This is a genomic window from Enterococcus sp. HMSC078F03, assembly GCF_001811595.1.
In the GTDB taxonomy this organism is placed as follows: domain Bacteria; phylum Bacillota; class Bacilli; order Lactobacillales; family Enterococcaceae; genus Enterococcus; species Enterococcus faecalis.
This window is the reverse complement of record NZ_KV805556.1, coordinates 291,666-307,723: the sequence shown is the minus strand read 5'-3', so window position 1 is coordinate 307,723 and position 16,058 is coordinate 291,666. Positions and strand designations below refer to the sequence as shown.

General features: G+C 38.2%; 17 protein-coding genes. 15 read left to right on the top strand and 2 right to left on the bottom strand.

All coding sequences use genetic code 11. From position 1 onward, the window contains the following. Positions 1-51 precede the first annotated feature (51 nt). Entirely contained in the window at positions 52-1,383 is a 1,332-nt protein-coding gene (locus HMPREF2810_RS07035) for a zinc ribbon domain-containing protein (protein ID WP_002420209.1), read from the top strand. A gap of 22 nt (positions 1,384-1,405) precedes the next feature. Here HMPREF2810_RS07035 and HMPREF2810_RS07030 read toward each other — a convergent pair whose 3' ends face one another. After that, positions 1,406-1,624, bottom strand: a complete 219-nt coding sequence (locus HMPREF2810_RS07030; protein WP_002357617.1) for a ferredoxin — start codon at positions 1,622-1,624, stop codon at positions 1,406-1,408. A 35-nt stretch (positions 1,625-1,659) separates the two neighbouring features. Here HMPREF2810_RS07030 and HMPREF2810_RS07025 point away from each other — a divergent pair, with 35 nt between their 5' ends. From HMPREF2810_RS07025 to HMPREF2810_RS06980, 10 genes are all read left to right on the top strand, one after another. Next, positions 1,660-2,694, top strand: coding sequence for a YpbB family protein (locus HMPREF2810_RS07025; RefSeq protein WP_010715194.1), 1,035 nt, complete (start codon positions 1,660-1,662; stop codon positions 2,692-2,694). Further along, positions 2,695-4,137: a RecQ family ATP-dependent DNA helicase gene (locus tag HMPREF2810_RS07020; protein ID WP_002420207.1), complete on the top strand. Its 1,443-nt coding sequence runs from the start codon at positions 2,695-2,697 to the stop codon at positions 4,135-4,137. It abuts the gene before it with no gap. A gap of 75 nt (positions 4,138-4,212) precedes the next feature. Beyond that, positions 4,213-4,827, top strand: coding sequence for an SAG1386/EF1546 family surface-associated protein (locus tag HMPREF2810_RS07015; RefSeq protein WP_010715196.1), 615 nt, complete (start codon positions 4,213-4,215; stop codon positions 4,825-4,827). Positions 4,828-5,063: 236 nt separating this feature from the next. Then, on the top strand, positions 5,064-5,744 hold the full coding sequence (gene cmk, locus HMPREF2810_RS07010; RefSeq protein WP_002357612.1) for a (d)CMP kinase: 681 nt from the start codon (positions 5,064-5,066) through the stop codon (positions 5,742-5,744). A 113-nt stretch (positions 5,745-5,857) separates the two neighbouring features. Beyond that, the gene (gene rpsA / locus HMPREF2810_RS07005) at positions 5,858-7,069 is read left to right on the top strand and encodes a 30S ribosomal protein S1 (protein WP_002360341.1); all 1,212 of its coding nucleotides are present in this window, start codon (positions 5,858-5,860) and stop codon (positions 7,067-7,069) included. A gap of 173 nt (positions 7,070-7,242) precedes the next feature. Then, positions 7,243-8,553, top strand: a complete 1,311-nt coding sequence (gene der / locus HMPREF2810_RS07000) for a ribosome biogenesis GTPase Der (protein ID WP_002357608.1) — start codon at positions 7,243-7,245, stop codon at positions 8,551-8,553. Between the two features lie 247 nt (positions 8,554-8,800). After that, positions 8,801-9,076, top strand: a complete 276-nt coding sequence (locus HMPREF2810_RS06995; protein WP_002357604.1) for an HU family DNA-binding protein — start codon at positions 8,801-8,803, stop codon at positions 9,074-9,076. 306 nt (positions 9,077-9,382) lie between these two features. Further along, positions 9,383-10,423, top strand: coding sequence for a hypothetical protein (locus HMPREF2810_RS06990; RefSeq protein ID WP_010715197.1), 1,041 nt, complete (start codon positions 9,383-9,385; stop codon positions 10,421-10,423). Positions 10,424-10,432: 9 nt separating this feature from the next. Beyond that, positions 10,433-11,689, top strand: a complete 1,257-nt coding sequence (locus HMPREF2810_RS06985; protein WP_002377424.1) for a tetratricopeptide repeat protein — start codon at positions 10,433-10,435, stop codon at positions 11,687-11,689. 9 nt (positions 11,690-11,698) lie between these two features. Further along, a complete protein-coding gene (locus HMPREF2810_RS06980; RefSeq protein ID WP_002360333.1) occupies positions 11,699-12,238 on the top strand; it encodes a ReoY family proteolytic degradation factor in 540 nt (179 codons plus the stop codon). A 37-nt stretch (positions 12,239-12,275) separates the two neighbouring features. On the opposite strand, the gene HMPREF2810_RS06975 is transcribed toward HMPREF2810_RS06980, so the two are convergent. Continuing rightward, positions 12,276-13,160, bottom strand: coding sequence for a YitT family protein (locus HMPREF2810_RS06975; RefSeq protein WP_002357595.1), 885 nt, complete (start codon positions 13,158-13,160; stop codon positions 12,276-12,278). 123 nt (positions 13,161-13,283) lie between these two features. Between HMPREF2810_RS06975 and HMPREF2810_RS06970 the strand changes: the two genes are divergently transcribed. From HMPREF2810_RS06970 to HMPREF2810_RS06955, 4 genes are read left to right on the top strand one after another with little or no spacing between them, the layout of a single operon-like run. Continuing rightward, positions 13,284-13,634 (top strand): nucleotide pyrophosphohydrolase, encoded by a 351-nt coding sequence (locus HMPREF2810_RS06970; protein WP_002363944.1) that lies wholly within the window; start codon positions 13,284-13,286, stop codon positions 13,632-13,634. Continuing rightward, positions 13,627-14,406, top strand: coding sequence for a 4-hydroxy-tetrahydrodipicolinate reductase (dapB, locus tag HMPREF2810_RS06965; RefSeq protein WP_002357591.1), 780 nt, complete (start codon positions 13,627-13,629; stop codon positions 14,404-14,406). The genes HMPREF2810_RS06970 and dapB overlap by 8 nt, the downstream gene beginning before the upstream one ends. Then, positions 14,403-15,623: a CCA tRNA nucleotidyltransferase gene (locus HMPREF2810_RS06960; protein WP_025192222.1), complete on the top strand. Its 1,221-nt coding sequence runs from the start codon at positions 14,403-14,405 to the stop codon at positions 15,621-15,623. Before dapB ends, HMPREF2810_RS06960 begins: the two co-directional genes overlap by 4 nt. Further along, a complete protein-coding gene (locus HMPREF2810_RS06955; RefSeq protein ID WP_002420204.1) occupies positions 15,623-15,997 on the top strand; it encodes a thioesterase family protein in 375 nt (124 codons plus the stop codon). Before HMPREF2810_RS06960 ends, HMPREF2810_RS06955 begins: the two co-directional genes overlap by 1 nt. Positions 15,998-16,058 lie beyond the last annotated feature (61 nt).

Below are 16,058 nucleotides of genomic sequence, written 5' to 3'. Positions count from 1 at the left end.
CACGTGAATCGTGATACGGAGTCCTTTTGTGAAGAATGCGGCGCTCCGCTAATGAATGAATCAATGCATCAAGAGGAAAACCAAGCACAACCATCAATGAATAAAGGGAACGAATCTACTCCTCTCAGATCAAAAAGAAGCTGGATCTGGGTGTTTCTTTTTGTGTTCATCGTTCTTGGAACGGGTAGCTATTTTCTCGGGACGCATTATTTTTCTAAGGAACAACAAATTTCTCATTTTATTGAAGCGATTGAGAATGGTGATGCCCAAGAATTAAGTAAAAAAATGAGGACGAACGAGTCTGAATTTCAAGTGAATCCGCAAAGCATTAAGCCTTTAATCACTTATTATCAAAAAAATCCAACTGAGCTAAAAAAATTAGAAAAAGCGCTATTAAAGGATAAAAAGCTACATGGTTTAACTATTCGTGAAACGAGTCAAACAGCATTTTTCTTTCACCGTTATCAATTCATTTTAACGCCTGTTTCTGTTCAGTTAACGACAAATCAGCGCGGTGTGACGCTGGCAATGAACGGGCGGGAAGTGGGCACTTCCGACTCAACTACTTATCAAAAGGAATTGGGCCCCTTAGCGCCAGGACAATATACCTTTACAGCCACAGTGAAAGATAGCACCGGCGAACCTGTTATCACAGAAGAGTATCGTTTATTAGAAGAGGAAAATTATATTTCTAGTATTCCTTTAGATTTTAAACGAATGAATTTTGTTGTGGAGAGCAATCTGCCAGACGCAGATATTTATATTAATGATCGGAAAGTTGGTACGCTAACGAATGGAAGCAAAACGATTGGCCCTTTGTTCTGGTCCAAAGGGATGACGATTCAACTTAAAAAGACGATTAATGGAGAAGAAATTCAAACATCAAAAGAAACGATTGGTGAAAATGATTTTGTCGAAGCGCTCTCCGATAATCCTACGCTACAATTGAATTTTCCGTTAGCTAGCGACTATGATGCCCGCAAAGCGCTAGAAACCTTTTATCAAGCATTTGCCAAACAAGTGAAAAGTCATACGGATAGTGCAGAATTTGCTGAAAAATATCTCGTTGGTGGGGAAAATAATCCTCAATTTCCTTCTTTTATAGAAGCACTTGAACGATTACGTGAAAAGAAATCGACCGATGGTTCACCAGATTTTGAAGTGACCATTAATACGCTACAATTGGATGGTAAAGAAAATTACCATGTCAATTATTATTTAGAAGCCAAAAATTCTAAAGCAAAAGAAAATGGTCTTCGTTATGAATGGATCAATGGCCTAAATGATCAAATTCATTTAGTCAAAGAACCGCTAAAAGAAGGACAATTACAGTTTGTTTCGATAGATGAACAAACACTTGCTTGGCTCGAAAAAATACTCTAAGCAAAAATGAGTGCTAAATTATTTAGCACTCATTTTTGCTTATTTCTATTGCACGCGTGGGACATTTGCGGTACGCTTTTAACACATTCTCGCGTTCGTTTTCTGGAATAAATTGTTGTCGAGCATGCGGCTCGTCTTTAAAAAGGACAATCCCATGATCATCATAATCAAATATATTGGGCGCATAAACTTGACAAAGTCCACAAGCAATACATTTTTCAGGAACTAAACGTGATTGCATAAACAGTGACACATCCTATCTAAAAGAGGTTTACTATGGAAGCAACTTTTATTTTAGCGTTATTATCTCACGGATACAAGGTACGTGCATCAACTTTGTATCATCTTTTAAAAGGCAAACGGACTAGCTCTGTTTTGATTTATGGTTTTTTATATGATTGTTTACGGTTCATTGGCTGGTGGCCAACGATTTCCGAACAAGCCTATTTTCAAATTCTTGAAAAACTTTCGAAGGCGAAACAAATTCAGTATCACAAAGAGACAAATGAAATTCAACTAACAAAAGAAGGGCAACTATTTTTAAAGGAGCACCATTTTTCGTTGCTGGATTATCCTGCAATTGATCTTTATCGTTTTGGCAGAAGTGATCAAGAAAGTTGGCAACTCATTCAATTTGCCGTGCAAGTGACTTCGTATTTATCATTTGAGGAAAAACAGTATATTCCACTTTTATCAACACCGATTCCGCAACTATATTTGAAACGATGGTTACAACAAGACAAGAAAGAGCAGCGCATTCAATCAATCAAAGAAGAACTGTTGCGAGGGTTTGAGTTACTACCTGAAGCAGAAAGCGACTATTTGGTTGCGCAACTTTCTGGTTATCAGCAAACTGGCAAAGTTCCTCAGCAATTAACAAGCCATAAGACAGCTCTTGAACAGCGTTTGTGGCATACACAAGCGGTTCATCATTTACTGCAGTTGATAATGTACGGAGGAAACTATCCTGCTTTACAAACGCTTGTATGGCCGTATCTAGAAAAAAATCTAAACCAAAGTATGCAAGAAACTCAACGATTGTTAACGGAAGGTAAGACACTTCAAGAAATTGCTGAGCAGCGAAAAATAAAACTGAGTACCATTCATGACCATCTATTAGAGTTGGCTATTCAAGGGCAGCTGCAGGCGTCTGTTTATCTTGAAAAGGAGGCAATGCTCCAAAACTTGGCTCAAACAGAACAAGATCCGCGGTTGTGGGTGTATCGGGATTGGCGAGCCCAAGAAGAGACGCTTTCTTATTTAGATTTCCGCTTATATCAAATCAAACAAATTTGGCAAGAAAAGGAGTGAGTGTTGTTGACATTAGAACAAGAATTATTCACTCGATTTGGTTATGCAGCGTTTAAGCCTGGTCAAAAAGAAGTGATTACAAACTTACTTGACGGTATGAATACATTGGCTGTTTTGCCAACAGGGACTGGTAAATCATTGTGTTATCAATTTGTGGGCCAGAAGTTAGAGGGACTAACGGTAATTGTTTCTCCTTTACTTTCGTTAATGGAAGATCAGGTGCGTCAATTACAAAGACAAGGAATTAAAGGTGCGGTTGCCTTAAACAGTACGTTACAATATTCAGAAAAGCGTTATATTTTAGCGGAAATGTTCCAATACGATTATCTGTTTTTAAGCCCAGAAATGCTTTTGCAGCAAGAAGTACTTAGTGTGTTACAACGCCAAAAAATTGCATTATTTGTGGTGGATGAAGCCCATTGTGTTTATCAGTGGGGCGTCGATTTTCGCCCTGAATATAGTAAATTAGATCTGGTCCAAAAACAGCTAGACTTTCCTTTGACCTTGGCGTTAACTGCCACAGCGACACCCGTTGTACAGCACGCAATTATAAAACAATTATTTTCTCATGGTAGCTATCAAGAAGTTCTTTCTTCAGTGAATCGAAAAAATATTGGCTTGTTCGTGAAGGAAACGTCAGAAAAAGAAGAAGTGTTACTAGATTACTTATCTAAAACGGCTGGTAAAATCATCATCTATTGCGCCACGCGCAACAAAACAGAACAAATTAGTCAACTTATTCAGGCAAAAACCAGTTTTAAGGTGGCCTATTATCATGGGGGCTTGGAGGCTAGTGAACGTAGTCGCTTGCAAGAACAATTTATTGATAATCAAATCGATATTCTTTGTGCAACGAATGCTTTTGGGATGGGAATCGACAAACCTGATGTTCGTGGAGTGATTCATTTTGATTTGCCTGATAGCTTAGAAAATTACCTGCAAGAAATCGGGCGAGCTGGACGTGATGGTCAAAAAAGTTGGGCGCTATTATTGTATAAAAAAGGGGATGAATTTATTCATCGGTTTTTCTTAGAAGAGACAAGAGCGAATCGAGCGACCTTAAAATCGCTGATTGAAGGAGAAGAACAAGCAGGTTTGTTAGAAAATGCCACCGAGTTACAACAAAAATGGGTCCAAGGCTATTTAGCCAAGGATTATTCTTTTGAAGAGCTAGAGCATCGTTTAGAGGAGAAAGAAAAAGATCGTCAAGCACAATTAAGAGGGATGCTGACGTATATTGAAACCACAACCTGTCGAAGAACGTTGATTCAAACTTATTTTCAAGAATCGATTGTCAAACAATCACCGGAAACTTGTTGTGATAATTGTGCGTTATTCTTTGACATTTACCAAGATTCAATAGTAAAATCGAACAAGACCAGCAATCAAAATGAAGAAGATTGGCGTTCTAAATTTCTAAAATTATTTAAAGAACGTGATTAATTCATTTTTTTAGTCGGCAGTTGGCAAAAGCTATGATATAATAACAAGCGAGAGAAGTTTAGGAGGAAATTAGCAGTGAGTAAAAAGGACAAAAAGAAAAACCAAGCTCGTGAGCCATGGGAACAATCAATTTATGAACCTGATCAAAATGGTGGTGGTTCTCGTTTAGCAAAACGCCAACAGCAACGAGGAAATTCATTATTTCTAACTGTTTTAGTTATTTTGCTATTATTAATTATTGCCATTCCAATTGGGACTTTCTTATGGATGATGCAAGACAAGAAACCGAACGAAAGTGCTAGCAAAAATAGCCAGCCATCTTCTTCATTAGTCCAATCATCATCAAAAGAGAAGAAAAAAGAAAGTACGTCAAAATCAGTGGAAAGCTCAGAACCAGCAAGCAGCCAACCAGCTGAAAATACAACACCTTCAAGTTCAGATGCTGCTGCACAGCAACAACAGGACCAACAAGCACAACAACAGCAACAGCAACAGCAACAACAAGAAGCTCAAAATCAACAACAGCAACAAGCGCAGAACCAACAACCTGTTTATGATACCGTTCAAAGTGGCGAAGGGGCACGTCAAGTTGCCGAACGTAACGGAATGACATTAGAACAAATTTTAGCGTTAAATCCTGGGATTGATACATCTGTGTTTTATCCAGGACAACCATTACGTATTAAATAATCCAGAAAAAGAGGTTTGGACAGCACTTTCAAGGGCTAAACCGCGACGGATGATTACATGAGAATGCCAATAAGCAGAAATTTCCGAAAGATGTTTTGCGTCTTTCGAGGGATTTCGGCTTATTGCTTTTTCGTTAGAAACTCGTCATCAGTTTAAATCCAAGTTCTTTTCTTCTGATTTTAATATAAAAGAAGAAGCGCATTTTAAAGGATGCATATCAGTTAAGGAGTTTTTTCATGGGGAAAATCAGTATTGCTATTGACGGACCAGCTTCGTCAGGCAAAAGTACAGTTGCAAAAATTTTAGCAAAACAATTGAATTATGTGTATTGTGACACGGGGGCCATGTACCGAGCGATTACGTATTTGGCCTTGCAAAATCAAATCGACATTCAAGCGGAAGAGCCATTAGTAGCGCTTTGTGTCAACCACACTATTTCTTTTCAGCAAGCAGAAAATGGCCAACGTGTTTTTATCGATGGTCATGAAGTGACCGAAGCGATTCGCCAGCCAGATGTAACGAATGCTGTTTCAGCTGTTTCAAAACATGCAAAAGTTAGAGAAGAAATGGTGGCGTTACAACAGAAAATTGGTCAAGCCGGCGGAGTTGTCATGGATGGTCGAGATATTGGTACTGCAGTTTTACCAAAGGCCGAAGTAAAGATATTCTTGGTGGCTAGCGTTGAAGAACGTGCAGAACGTCGTTTTAAAGAAAATCAAGAAAAAGGGATTGAGACGGATTTTGAAACCTTGAAGGCGGAGATTGAACGTCGGGATTATTTAGATTCAACCAGAGAAGTATCACCCCTTGTCCAAGCAAGTGATGCTGTGAAAATCGATACAACAGGCTTGACGATTGAAGAAGTCGTCGCCGCCATACAAAATGTGATTAAACAAAAAGGTTTTGAACTTTTTTAAAGAATTTTAAGAAAAATAGAAGAAATCGCTTTATTTTTTTACAAAAATCTCGTACTATGTAAGTATATATAGCTAAGTTTTGGAATTTTTGTTGGCATAGGAGGATAAGAGGCATGACAGATTTTGAAGACAAACAAGTAGCAAACAACGAAACAATGGAAGATGCAATGAACAGCGTTCAAGAAGTCAGTGTTGGCGATATTGTTAAAGGCGAAGTTTTAGCCATCGAAGACAAACAAGTTGTTGTCGGCATTGAAGGAGCGGGCGTTGAAGGCGTTGTTCCTGCAAAGGAATTATCGACTTTACCAGTTGAAGATGTACACGAACTTGTGAAAGTCGGTGATGTGTTAGATTTAGTTGTTATCACATCAATTGGCAAAGATAAAGAAAACGGCAGTTATTTACTGTCAAAACGCCGTTTAGATGCTAAAAAAGTTTGGGAAGAAATTGAACAAGATTTCCAAGCGGGCAAAGTAATCGAAGCACCTGTTACAAATGTTGTTAAAGGTGGTTTGGTTGTTGATGTCGGTGTTCGCGGATTTGTTCCTGCCTCAATGGTTGAAGATCATTTTGTTGCAGATTTTTCTGAATATAAAGGTCAAACACTAGCATTTAAAATTATTGAAATCGAACCTTCAGAAAACCGCTTAATTCTTTCACATAAAGCAGTTGTTGAAGCTGAAAAAGAATCGAAAAAAGAAGAATTACTTTCTTCTTTACATGACGGAGACGTTGTTGAAGGGAAAGTAGCTCGTTTAACAGATTTCGGCGCATTCATTGATTTAGGTGGCGTGGATGGTTTAGTTCATGTTTCTGAAATTGCTCATCAGCATGTGGGCAAACCAAGTGATGCGTTAACTGTTGGCGAAGACGTTCAAGTAAAAATTCTTTCAATTAATCCAGAAGAAGGACGTATTTCTTTATCTATTAAAGAAACATTGCCTGGACCATGGACAGATATCGAAACAAAAGCAGCCGCTGGGACTGTTTTAGATGGAACAGTAAAACGCTTAACCAGCTTCGGTGCGTTTGTGGAAGTTTTCCCTGGTGTGGAAGGATTAGTGCATATTTCTCAAATTTCTCACAAGCATATTGCAACGCCTCATGAAGTCCTTCATGAAGGGGATCAAGTACAAGTGAAAGTTTTAGAAGTTAATCCAGAGGAACATCGTATTGCTTTAAGTATCAAAGCGTTAGAACCAAAACCTGAGTCTCAAGAAGAACCAAAAGAAGAACAGGAATATGAATTGCCTGAAGAAAATACTGGTTTTACCATGGGCGATATTTTAGGTGACGCTTTATCTGATGCGAAAGAAGAGGAATAACACGTTACTTTCTTGAAATTTATGAGTTTGACATAGCCGTAAATAGATCGGCTATGTCAAACTCATTTTTTCTTGAATTGGTTAGAAAATCAGCAGAAACTAAAACTTTTCTTGCACTTTAAGGTTTGATTAGGTAAACTAGTAAGGATTGAAATTCTCAAGGAGGGAATCAAATGGCAAATCCAACTATTGCGATTGTCGGTAGACCGAATGTCGGTAAATCGACTATTTTTAACCGCATTGCCGGTGAGCGTATCTCGATTGTAGAAGATACTCCTGGCGTAACACGCGACCGTATTTATACAACTGGAGAATGGTTAGGGCGTGAATTTAGTATTATTGATACAGGTGGGATTGATTTAGGTGACGAACCATTTATGGACCAAATCAAACACCAAGCAGAAATTGCGATTGATGAAGCAGATGTGATTATCTTTGTTGCTAGTGGCCGTGAAGGAATTACTGATGCAGATGAGTTAGTAGCAAAAATTTTATATCGTAGTAATAAACCAGTGATCTTAGCTGTTAATAAAGTTGACAATCCTGAAATGCGTAATGATATTTATGAATTTTATGCTTTAGGACTAGGGGATCCTTTCCCAGTTTCTGGTAGTCACGGTTTAGGCATTGGCGATGTGTTAGACGAAGCAGTTAAACATTTTCCTAACACTTCAGAAGAAGAGGACGAAGATACAATTAAATTTAGTTTAATCGGGCGTCCAAATGTCGGTAAATCATCATTGATTAATGCTATTCTTGGTGAAGATCGTGTGATTGTTTCAGATATTGAAGGAACAACGCGAGATGCAATCGATACGTATTTTGAATCTGAAGAAGGTCAAAAGTTCTTAATGATTGATACGGCTGGTATGCGTAAACGTGGAAAAGTATACGAATCAACTGAAAAATATAGCGTCATGCGCGCAATGCGGGCGATTGAACGCTCAGACATTGTTTTAATGGTCTTGAATGCAGAAGAAGGTATTCGTGAGCAAGACAAGCGTGTGGCGGGCTATGCCCATGAAGCAGGTCGGGGTATTATTATCGTGGTCAACAAATGGGATACAGTTAAAAAAGATACAAATACAATGCGTGATTTTGAAGCGGAAATTCGTGATGAATTCCAATATTTAGATTATGCACCTATTATTTTTGTGTCTGCATTAACCAAACAACGTTTAAACAAACTGCCTGAACTAATTGAAACAGTAAGTATGAATCAAAACTTACGGATTCCTTCAGCGTTGTTAAATGACGTTGTAATGGATGCTGTAGCAATTAATCCAACACCAACCGATAAAGGAAAACGTTTGAAGATTTTTTATGCAACACAAGTGGCAGTCAAACCACCTACATTTGTTATTTTTGTCAACGAAGAAGAACTAATGCACTTTTCTTATGCCCGGTTTTTAGAAAATCAAATCAGAAAAGCATTTACGTTTGAAGGTACACCGATTAAAATCATTCCGCGACGCCGAAAATAGTGCATTCTACCATACTTTTTTTAGATATTCAAATAAATTTATCAACTTTGAGAAAAAATGATTATTTTTTGAAAAAACTGGTTAAAATACACTAAAAACCTTGCTATTACAACTTTCTTATGCTATCTTGTTAACAGAATATTGAACCAGATCAATATTTGCTGTCTGTTTTTGGACCACTCAAAAATAGACGGAACTTTAGGTGTGTAAAAACATCGTATCTCTTATAGAGGAGGTGAAATGATCCATGGCAAATAAAGCAGAATTAATCGAAAACGTTGCATCTTCAACTGGTTTAACTAAAAAAGATGCTACTGCAGCAGTAGACGCTGTCTTTTCAACAATTCAAGAAACTCTTGCTAAAGGTGAAAAAGTTCAATTAATCGGTTTTGGTAACTTTGAAGTTCGCGAACGCGCAGCTCGTAAAGGACGTAACCCACAAACTGGACAAGAAATTCAAATCGCTGCAAGCAAAGTACCTGCATTCAAACCAGGTAAAGCATTGAAAGATGCAGTGAAATAAGACAGACAATTAGAACCCTTGGTTTCCAAGGGTTCTTTTTTGAATCATACATAGAAAATGTTATTTTAAGAGGTGGTCGAAACAGCACGCTAAAAGGTTAAATTGTGACGAAACTTGGGTGAAAAAACGTGCTTCGCTCCGAGAATCAAGTGGGAACGGTTCGACACTCGCTCCTTGCTTTTTTGATAAAAAGAGAAAGATTTATGAATGAAGGACAAAAATAAGTTGTTGCCAGTAGCTGTTTTTTAGTGGTTATGCTAGACTTGGGGTGAAAGGAAGAGGAAACAGTCTTAAGGTGGTGAATCAATGAAATACAACTATTCTAGAGGGGAAAACAAGGTCGCTATTATTTATGGAGAAACATTTGCTTCCGTCCTAAAAAAACGACCAGTAACGACGGAGTCAATCGTTGTTTTGGCGAATCAGCGTTACTATGATCTTTTTTCTGAGAAGATTAATTATGCCTTTGGGGAACAGTTGGGATTAAACTGGTATATTTGTCGCAATGATGTTCATTGCAATGACTTATCAGAATTAGAAAGTGTGTTACGTTTCTTAGCTGATTGGCCAGAAAATCAGGATGTTTTATTGATTGGTTTGGGTAATGAAGGGGTACTACAATTAACCGCATTTCTGCACCAAGTAAGTAAGTGTTCCTCCAAATGTTGGCTGATGCCTGTGTCTGTTCAAGCGTTACGGCAAGGACTTTTACCAAGTGCCACAATTCAGCAAGCACAGCATGCAACTATGCATATAGAAAATCATTCAGAAGAAATTTTGTTTGATAGTACCTTGACCAATAAAAAAGGTGCTGCCCCTTTAATTGATTTGCTCGTTTTTATTCGAGCGGGTCTTGTCTGTGATTATACTTATTTACAAATGCTATACCAAACGTATCCAGATAAAAAACGGTTGAATCAAACGTCATTTAATGGTATTTTAGACGAGTTGTTATCTTTGTATGAACAAGCAGGGGAAAAAGTGGATCAATTTGGCCGAGTTTTTGAAGTGGCCTTTGCTACAACCGAAAATGGCCATTTGTTATCAGGTCCCATGAAACGATTATTGGGATTGTTGTTACAAGTTTTATGGAGCCAGCAAGTCAATCACTTTGATTTTCAATTTAAAAATTTTATCGTTTGGTTTATTCGCTTAGGTTTTCCGGTGGCGTTTCCAAAAGAAATTTTAAGTGCTGATTACGCAGAACAAGTTTTGCTTCACACAGAAACACTAGGTCCTCCTATGGTGTTGGAAAAAATCGGTCAACTAGGAGCAGCTTTAAAGCCAACGCCCGATCAACTGTTAACAACGATTGAAAGATACCAAGAAATTTTAAAAGAGATTTGAGGGGAAATTATGTCATATAGTGAAAAAATGGTTCAAGCATTACAAGCTGAAAATTTAGCAGAAGCACAGTTAATGTTTGAAGAAGCATTAAAGAAAGATGATGAAAATACCTTAGCTGATTTAGGGGAAACGTTATTATCTTTAGGTTTTCTAGAAGAAGCCAAACAAATTTTCCAACAATTGTTGGAACAATTTCCCGATGCAGATGGCTTAAACATTCCATTAGCAGAAATCGCCATTGAAAATAATGAAATAGATGACGCATTCATCTATTTAGAAAAAATTCCAGAAACTAGTGACAGTTATGTCCAAAGTCTCTTAGTCACTGCGGATTTGTACCAAGTTTTAGGGATTCCAGAAGTCAGTGAAGCGAAATTAAAAGAAGCAGCCAATCTTATGCCAGAAGAGCCGTTAATTCAATTTGCTTTGGGAGAACTATATTTTACAAATGGTCAATTTGTCGAGGCTATTACTCGTTATCAAAGCATTGTAGAAAGTGGGACAGCGCAAATCTCTGCTATTTCCTTGAACGAACGCTTAGGAAGTAGTTACAGCATGTTAGGTGATTTTGAAGAAGCAGTTCCTTATTTGGAAGCCGCGGTCAAAGAAGAACAAACAGACGATCGTTTATTCCAGTTAGCTTTCACTTATTTACAGTTACATGAGAATCAAAAAGCCATTGCGTTGTTCCAGCAATTAAAAACACTAAACCCACATTATCAATCACTTTATCTATATTTAGCGGAAGCGCTCCAAGAAGAAGAGCAATTAGAGGAAGCAAAAGCGGTGATCGAAGAAGGAATTGCGGAAAACCCATTCCAAGTAGAGTTATACCAATTTGCCTCTGAAAATGCCTATCGCTTACACGACATTGCTGGTGCTGAAAATTGGTTGTTAAAAGCTTTGGAATTAGGTGAGAAAACAGATGAAAGTCGTTTGACCTTAAGTAATCTCTACATCACGGAAGAGCGTTTTGAGGAAGTAATTACTATCTTAAATGATTTAGAGGAAACGGATCATCCTTATGCTGAATGGAACTTAGCAAAAGCGTACAACGAATTAGAAGACTTTGCCGTCGCTAAAGTTCATTACGAACAAGCAGCGCAAGAATTGTCTCACGAACCAGAATTTCTAAAAGAATACGCATTGTTCTTACGAGAAGAAGGCGAACTTGAAAAAGCAAAACACTTGTTGCACCATTATTTGGAACATGAACCTGGTGATGTCGACATGCAATCTGTGCTAGCAGATATGGAAGAAAGATAGGAAACGACGATGTTTGTTAGTTTATCAGAAAAGAAAAAATTTTTAACTTGGTTAGTGAATACAGTGCCTTTTGGAAGAAGAGAAGTACTGTGGATTTTAAATTACTTATTAACGCACGATGCGATTTTAAATAATGTTCATTTTGTTGAGAACGTAGAGAAGACTGATCGAGGGATCCGCGTGGTAGCAGATGGTTTAGGTAAGGAGCCGTTATTGCTTTTTATCCAAGCACAAGAATTTACAGATCCGGAACAAATTTTTCATGAGATTCGAATGAATTGGCGGAAAGCTCTTTATTTAGAATGTGTATTTCCAGAGGCATGGCAAACGAGCCAGTATTTATCTGTTTTAGAAGATAATCCGTTTGCGCCATGGAATGAACAAGTGGATCAGGAAGTTGCCAGAGCGATTGATCAATACTTTAAGCAAGAAGAACAAACGCAACGAATGGCATTACTTAAAGCTCAAATTGATGATGCTTTAGAAACAGGCAACAAAGAAGCGTTTTTAGAATTATCCGATGAATTAAATCGTTTGAAACAACAATAAATAAAACCCAGCATTTTCAATAAATGCTGGGTTTTATTTATTGTTTTAATTTAAAGCGCCGTTGTTTGCTAGGTTTTGCATAAGTAAAGCCTTCGCCAATTGCTTCATGTACGTTAATGATGGACACAAAGGCTTTTTCATCTATTTCATTAGCAATCCGTTTGACTTCCATTATTTCTCGAGGGCTGACTACCGTGTAGAGAACCCGTTTTTCCACTTGTGAATAAGCACCTTCACCATTTAAATATGTTACCCCACGTTCTAAAGAAGCCATTAAACTTTGACCGATTTCTTCGGAATGATTGGAAACAATTAAAATTCCTTTCGCAGCATAGGCTCCGTCGAGTACAGAATCGACAACACGACTGAAAACAAAGGACACAATTAAAGTATACATCATTCGTTTGACATCAATATAGGTCAACGAGAGGAGTAAGACTGCAACATCAAAAAGTAACAACGAGCGGCCCATGCTAATCCCAAAGTATTTTTCGAAAATGCGGGCAATGACGTCGGTCCCACCAGTGGTTCCGCCTACGCGGTAAACAAGGCCACTCCCGAATCCTGCGGCCAAACCAGCTAAGAGAGCAGCAATCAATAAATCATGATCTAAATTAATTTCAACAGGAAATTTTTGCCAAAACCACAAAAATACCGATAACGACACGGTACCAATTAGCGTATAATAGAGGGAACGTTTGCCTAAAATTTTACCACCAATTAATAAGAGCGGAATATTGATTAATAATGTCGTATATGCTGGGTTAAAATGAAATAAGGCTCTTAAAATCAAAGTAATCCCTGTGACACCACCTTCGGCCAGGTCATTGGCAATATTGAAAGTAACCAAACCAAAGGCATAGATACAGCTTCCTAATACAATAAATAACACATCTTTAAAATAAAATCTTTGTTCTTCCATTTAATCACGTCCTTTTACAGTATAAACTGTATCATTCTCTATATAAAACAACAAGTAGAACCTTTCCAGATAGCCGAGTTTTTGATAAGATGTAGGAGGTAGAGTAAGAAAGGTTGGGGTAAAATGTCAGAATCAGAACAACGTAGTTTGCAATCGATGCAAACAGAAGTTGATGATTATATTCAACAGTTTAAAACAGGCTATTTTTCACCATTAGGACAAATGGCTCGTTTGACGGAAGAGGTCGGAGAATTAGCCCGTGAAGTCAATCATTATTATGGTGAAAAACAGAAAAAAGCAGACGAAAAACCAAAGACAGTATCAGAGGAACTTGGAGATGTCTTTTTTGTATTGATTAGCATGGCAAATTCTTTAGAGATTGATTTAACCGAAGTTTTTGAAGAAAATATGGCCAAATTTAACAAGCGGGATCGCTATCGCTTTGAAAGAAAGGATGGGAAAACACATGATTAAAATAATTGTCGCTGGGTTTAAAGGACGGATGGGCAGTACTGCTACACAAATGGTCTTAGAAACCGCAGACTTTGAATTAGTAGGTGTGTATGATCCTCATGAAGCACAAGAAACTGTTTCTTTCAATGATGAAACAGCAATTCCCGTTTTTCAGCGCTTAGAAGAAGTCCTAGCTGTCAAACCAGATGTTTGGATTGATTTTACGGTTCCTGAAGCCGCCTATCCAAATACGCGTTTTGCGTTGGAACACGGTATGGCGCCAGTTGTTGGGACGACAGGCTTTACGGAGGAACAAATCAACGAATTGACAAACCTATCTCGAGAAAAAGCCATCGGCGGCTTAATTGCGCCAAATTTTGCAATTGGGGCAGTTTTAATGATGCAATTTGCCCAAAAAGCGGCACAGTATTTTCCGGATGTGGAAATCATTGAATTACATCATGATAACAAATTAGATGCACCAAGTGGAACGGCTATAAAAACTGCAGAAATGATTCAAGAAGTTCGGCCAGCAAAAAAACAAGGGAATCCGCAAGAGGTAGAATCAATACCAGGGGCACGCGGGGCTGATTTCGAGGGTCTGCGAATCCATAGTGTCCGCTTACCTGGTTTAGTGGCACACCAACAAGTCCAATTTGGCAGTGTAGGTGAAGGGCTCACTATTCGGCATGATTCTTATGATCGGCGTTCATTCATGACAGGAGTGGCGTTAGCTTGTCGGCAAGTGGTACAGAGAACAGAACTACTTTACGGATTGGAACAGATGCTATGAAATTGACAACTATTCCAAACGAATTTAAAGAAGCCGCTCCCGTTATTCGTGAAATCAATGCACAGGGCTTTGAAGCGTATTTTGTCGGGGGCAGTGTCCGTGATGCTTTATTAAATAAACCAATCCATGATGTCGATATTGCGACAAGTGCCTATCCAGAAGAAATTAAGCAAATTTTTAAACGAACCGTTGATGTGGGCATCGAACATGGCACAGTCCTTGTATTGATGGAAGATCAACAGTATGAAGTAACAACCTTTCGTACCGAGTCAACTTATCAAGACTTTCGCCGACCAGATGAAGTCACCTTTGTTCGCTCCTTGAAAGAAGATTTAAAACGGCGAGATTTTACGATTAATGCCTTGGCGCTTGACAGCACAGGCGAAATCATTGATTTATTTGATGGTATCGAAGATTTAACTAATCAAACCATTCGTGCAGTCGGCAATCCCCATGAGCGGTTTCATGAAGATGCTCTGCGGATGATGCGGGGCTTACGCTTTGCTAGCCAATTAGATTTTAAAATTGAAGAAAAAACCTTAGCCGCTATCGCTGAATTTCATCCTTTATTAGAAAAAATTTCAGTAGAACGCATTACGATTGAATTTGTAAAAATGCTTTTAGGGGTTAATCGACAAGGTGGCTTAGCTCCGTTTATTGAAACAGAATGCTATCAATATTGTCCCAAATTACGAGAACAAGGGGCTGGACTTTTTCGTTTAATGTACTTGCCTGCTCGTCAAATTGAAACAGAAGCAGAAGCGTGGACGTTACTTATCCAATCATTGAATTTACCAGAAGCAGAAATCCGCTCCTTCTTAAAGGCTTGGAAACTTTCAAATCAATTAATTCAAAACGTTTCACAATTAGTACGTGGTCTGCGTTTTCGTTTGAATAACGACTGGCAGCCAATGATGCTTTATGAATTAGGCGAAGAATCAGCAGTACTTGTTGAAAGGCTTTTATATTATTACCAACAAGAGAGTCAAGTACAAGTAACAAAAGAGTTAGTTAAGGCATTACCCATCCATCAAAGACATGAATTGGCCATAACAGGAAAAGACCTTTTAGCCGTCTTAGAAGAAACACCAGGCAAATGGTTAGGGGAACTGATTGCTGAAATCGAGCAACACGTTGTTGAAGGTAGCTTAGAGAATAAACAAGAAGTTCTGCTTTCGTTTGCCAAAAAACAACGTTCAAAAGGAGAGAAAGCATAATGCCAACAGAAATGTTTACAAAAGAATTTTTGGTGAAAGAATCACAAACGGCAAAAATGCTCGGTTCTGGTGACTTAGAAGTTTTAGGAACCCCTGCTTTAGCTGCCATGATTGAACAAACAGCCAAAGAAGCTGTGAAGGACCAATTATCAGTTGGGGAAACAACTGTCGGAACGGTGTTAGAATTGCGCCACTTATATCCATCCGCGGTAGGGGCGACAATCGTTGTTACGATGACCAGCATTGAACAGACTGCACACAAAATACGCTATGAATTTGTTGCTTATGAAGGAGAACGAAAAATTGCCAAAGGTTCTCACCAACGTGCAGTAGTTGAGATTGATTCTTTTTTAAAAAGAATAACAAAAGATTAAGAATCTACAGCGAAAGTTTGTGACCGTTTATCAAAAGTATGGTAAACTAATAATGTAAGAA

Coding starts and splice junctions, on each gene's coding strand:
- HMPREF2810_RS07035 (WP_002420209.1), top strand. CDS start 52: ATGAATGAATCAATGCATCAAGAGGAAAACCAAGCACAACCATCAATG.
- HMPREF2810_RS07030 (WP_002357617.1), bottom strand. CDS start 1,624: ATGCAATCACGTTTAGTTCCTGAAAAATGTATTGCTTGTGGACTTTGT.
- HMPREF2810_RS07025 (WP_010715194.1), top strand. CDS start 1,660: ATGGAAGCAACTTTTATTTTAGCGTTATTATCTCACGGATACAAGGTA.
- cmk (WP_002357612.1), top strand. CDS start 5,064: ATGGGGAAAATCAGTATTGCTATTGACGGACCAGCTTCGTCAGGCAAA.
- rpsA (WP_002360341.1), top strand. CDS start 5,858: ATGACAGATTTTGAAGACAAACAAGTAGCAAACAACGAAACAATGGAA.
- der (WP_002357608.1), top strand. CDS start 7,243: ATGGCAAATCCAACTATTGCGATTGTCGGTAGACCGAATGTCGGTAAA.
- HMPREF2810_RS06995 (WP_002357604.1), top strand. CDS start 8,801: ATGGCAAATAAAGCAGAATTAATCGAAAACGTTGCATCTTCAACTGGT.
- HMPREF2810_RS06990 (WP_010715197.1), top strand. CDS start 9,383: ATGAAATACAACTATTCTAGAGGGGAAAACAAGGTCGCTATTATTTAT.
- HMPREF2810_RS06985 (WP_002377424.1), top strand. CDS start 10,433: ATGTCATATAGTGAAAAAATGGTTCAAGCATTACAAGCTGAAAATTTA.
- HMPREF2810_RS06980 (WP_002360333.1), top strand. CDS start 11,699: ATGTTTGTTAGTTTATCAGAAAAGAAAAAATTTTTAACTTGGTTAGTG.
- HMPREF2810_RS06975 (WP_002357595.1), bottom strand. CDS start 13,160: ATGGAAGAACAAAGATTTTATTTTAAAGATGTGTTATTTATTGTATTA.
- HMPREF2810_RS06970 (WP_002363944.1), top strand. CDS start 13,284: ATGTCAGAATCAGAACAACGTAGTTTGCAATCGATGCAAACAGAAGTT.
- dapB (WP_002357591.1), top strand. CDS start 13,627: ATGATTAAAATAATTGTCGCTGGGTTTAAAGGACGGATGGGCAGTACT.
- HMPREF2810_RS06960 (WP_025192222.1), top strand. CDS start 14,403: ATGAAATTGACAACTATTCCAAACGAATTTAAAGAAGCCGCTCCCGTT.
- HMPREF2810_RS06955 (WP_002420204.1), top strand. CDS start 15,623: ATGCCAACAGAAATGTTTACAAAAGAATTTTTGGTGAAAGAATCACAA.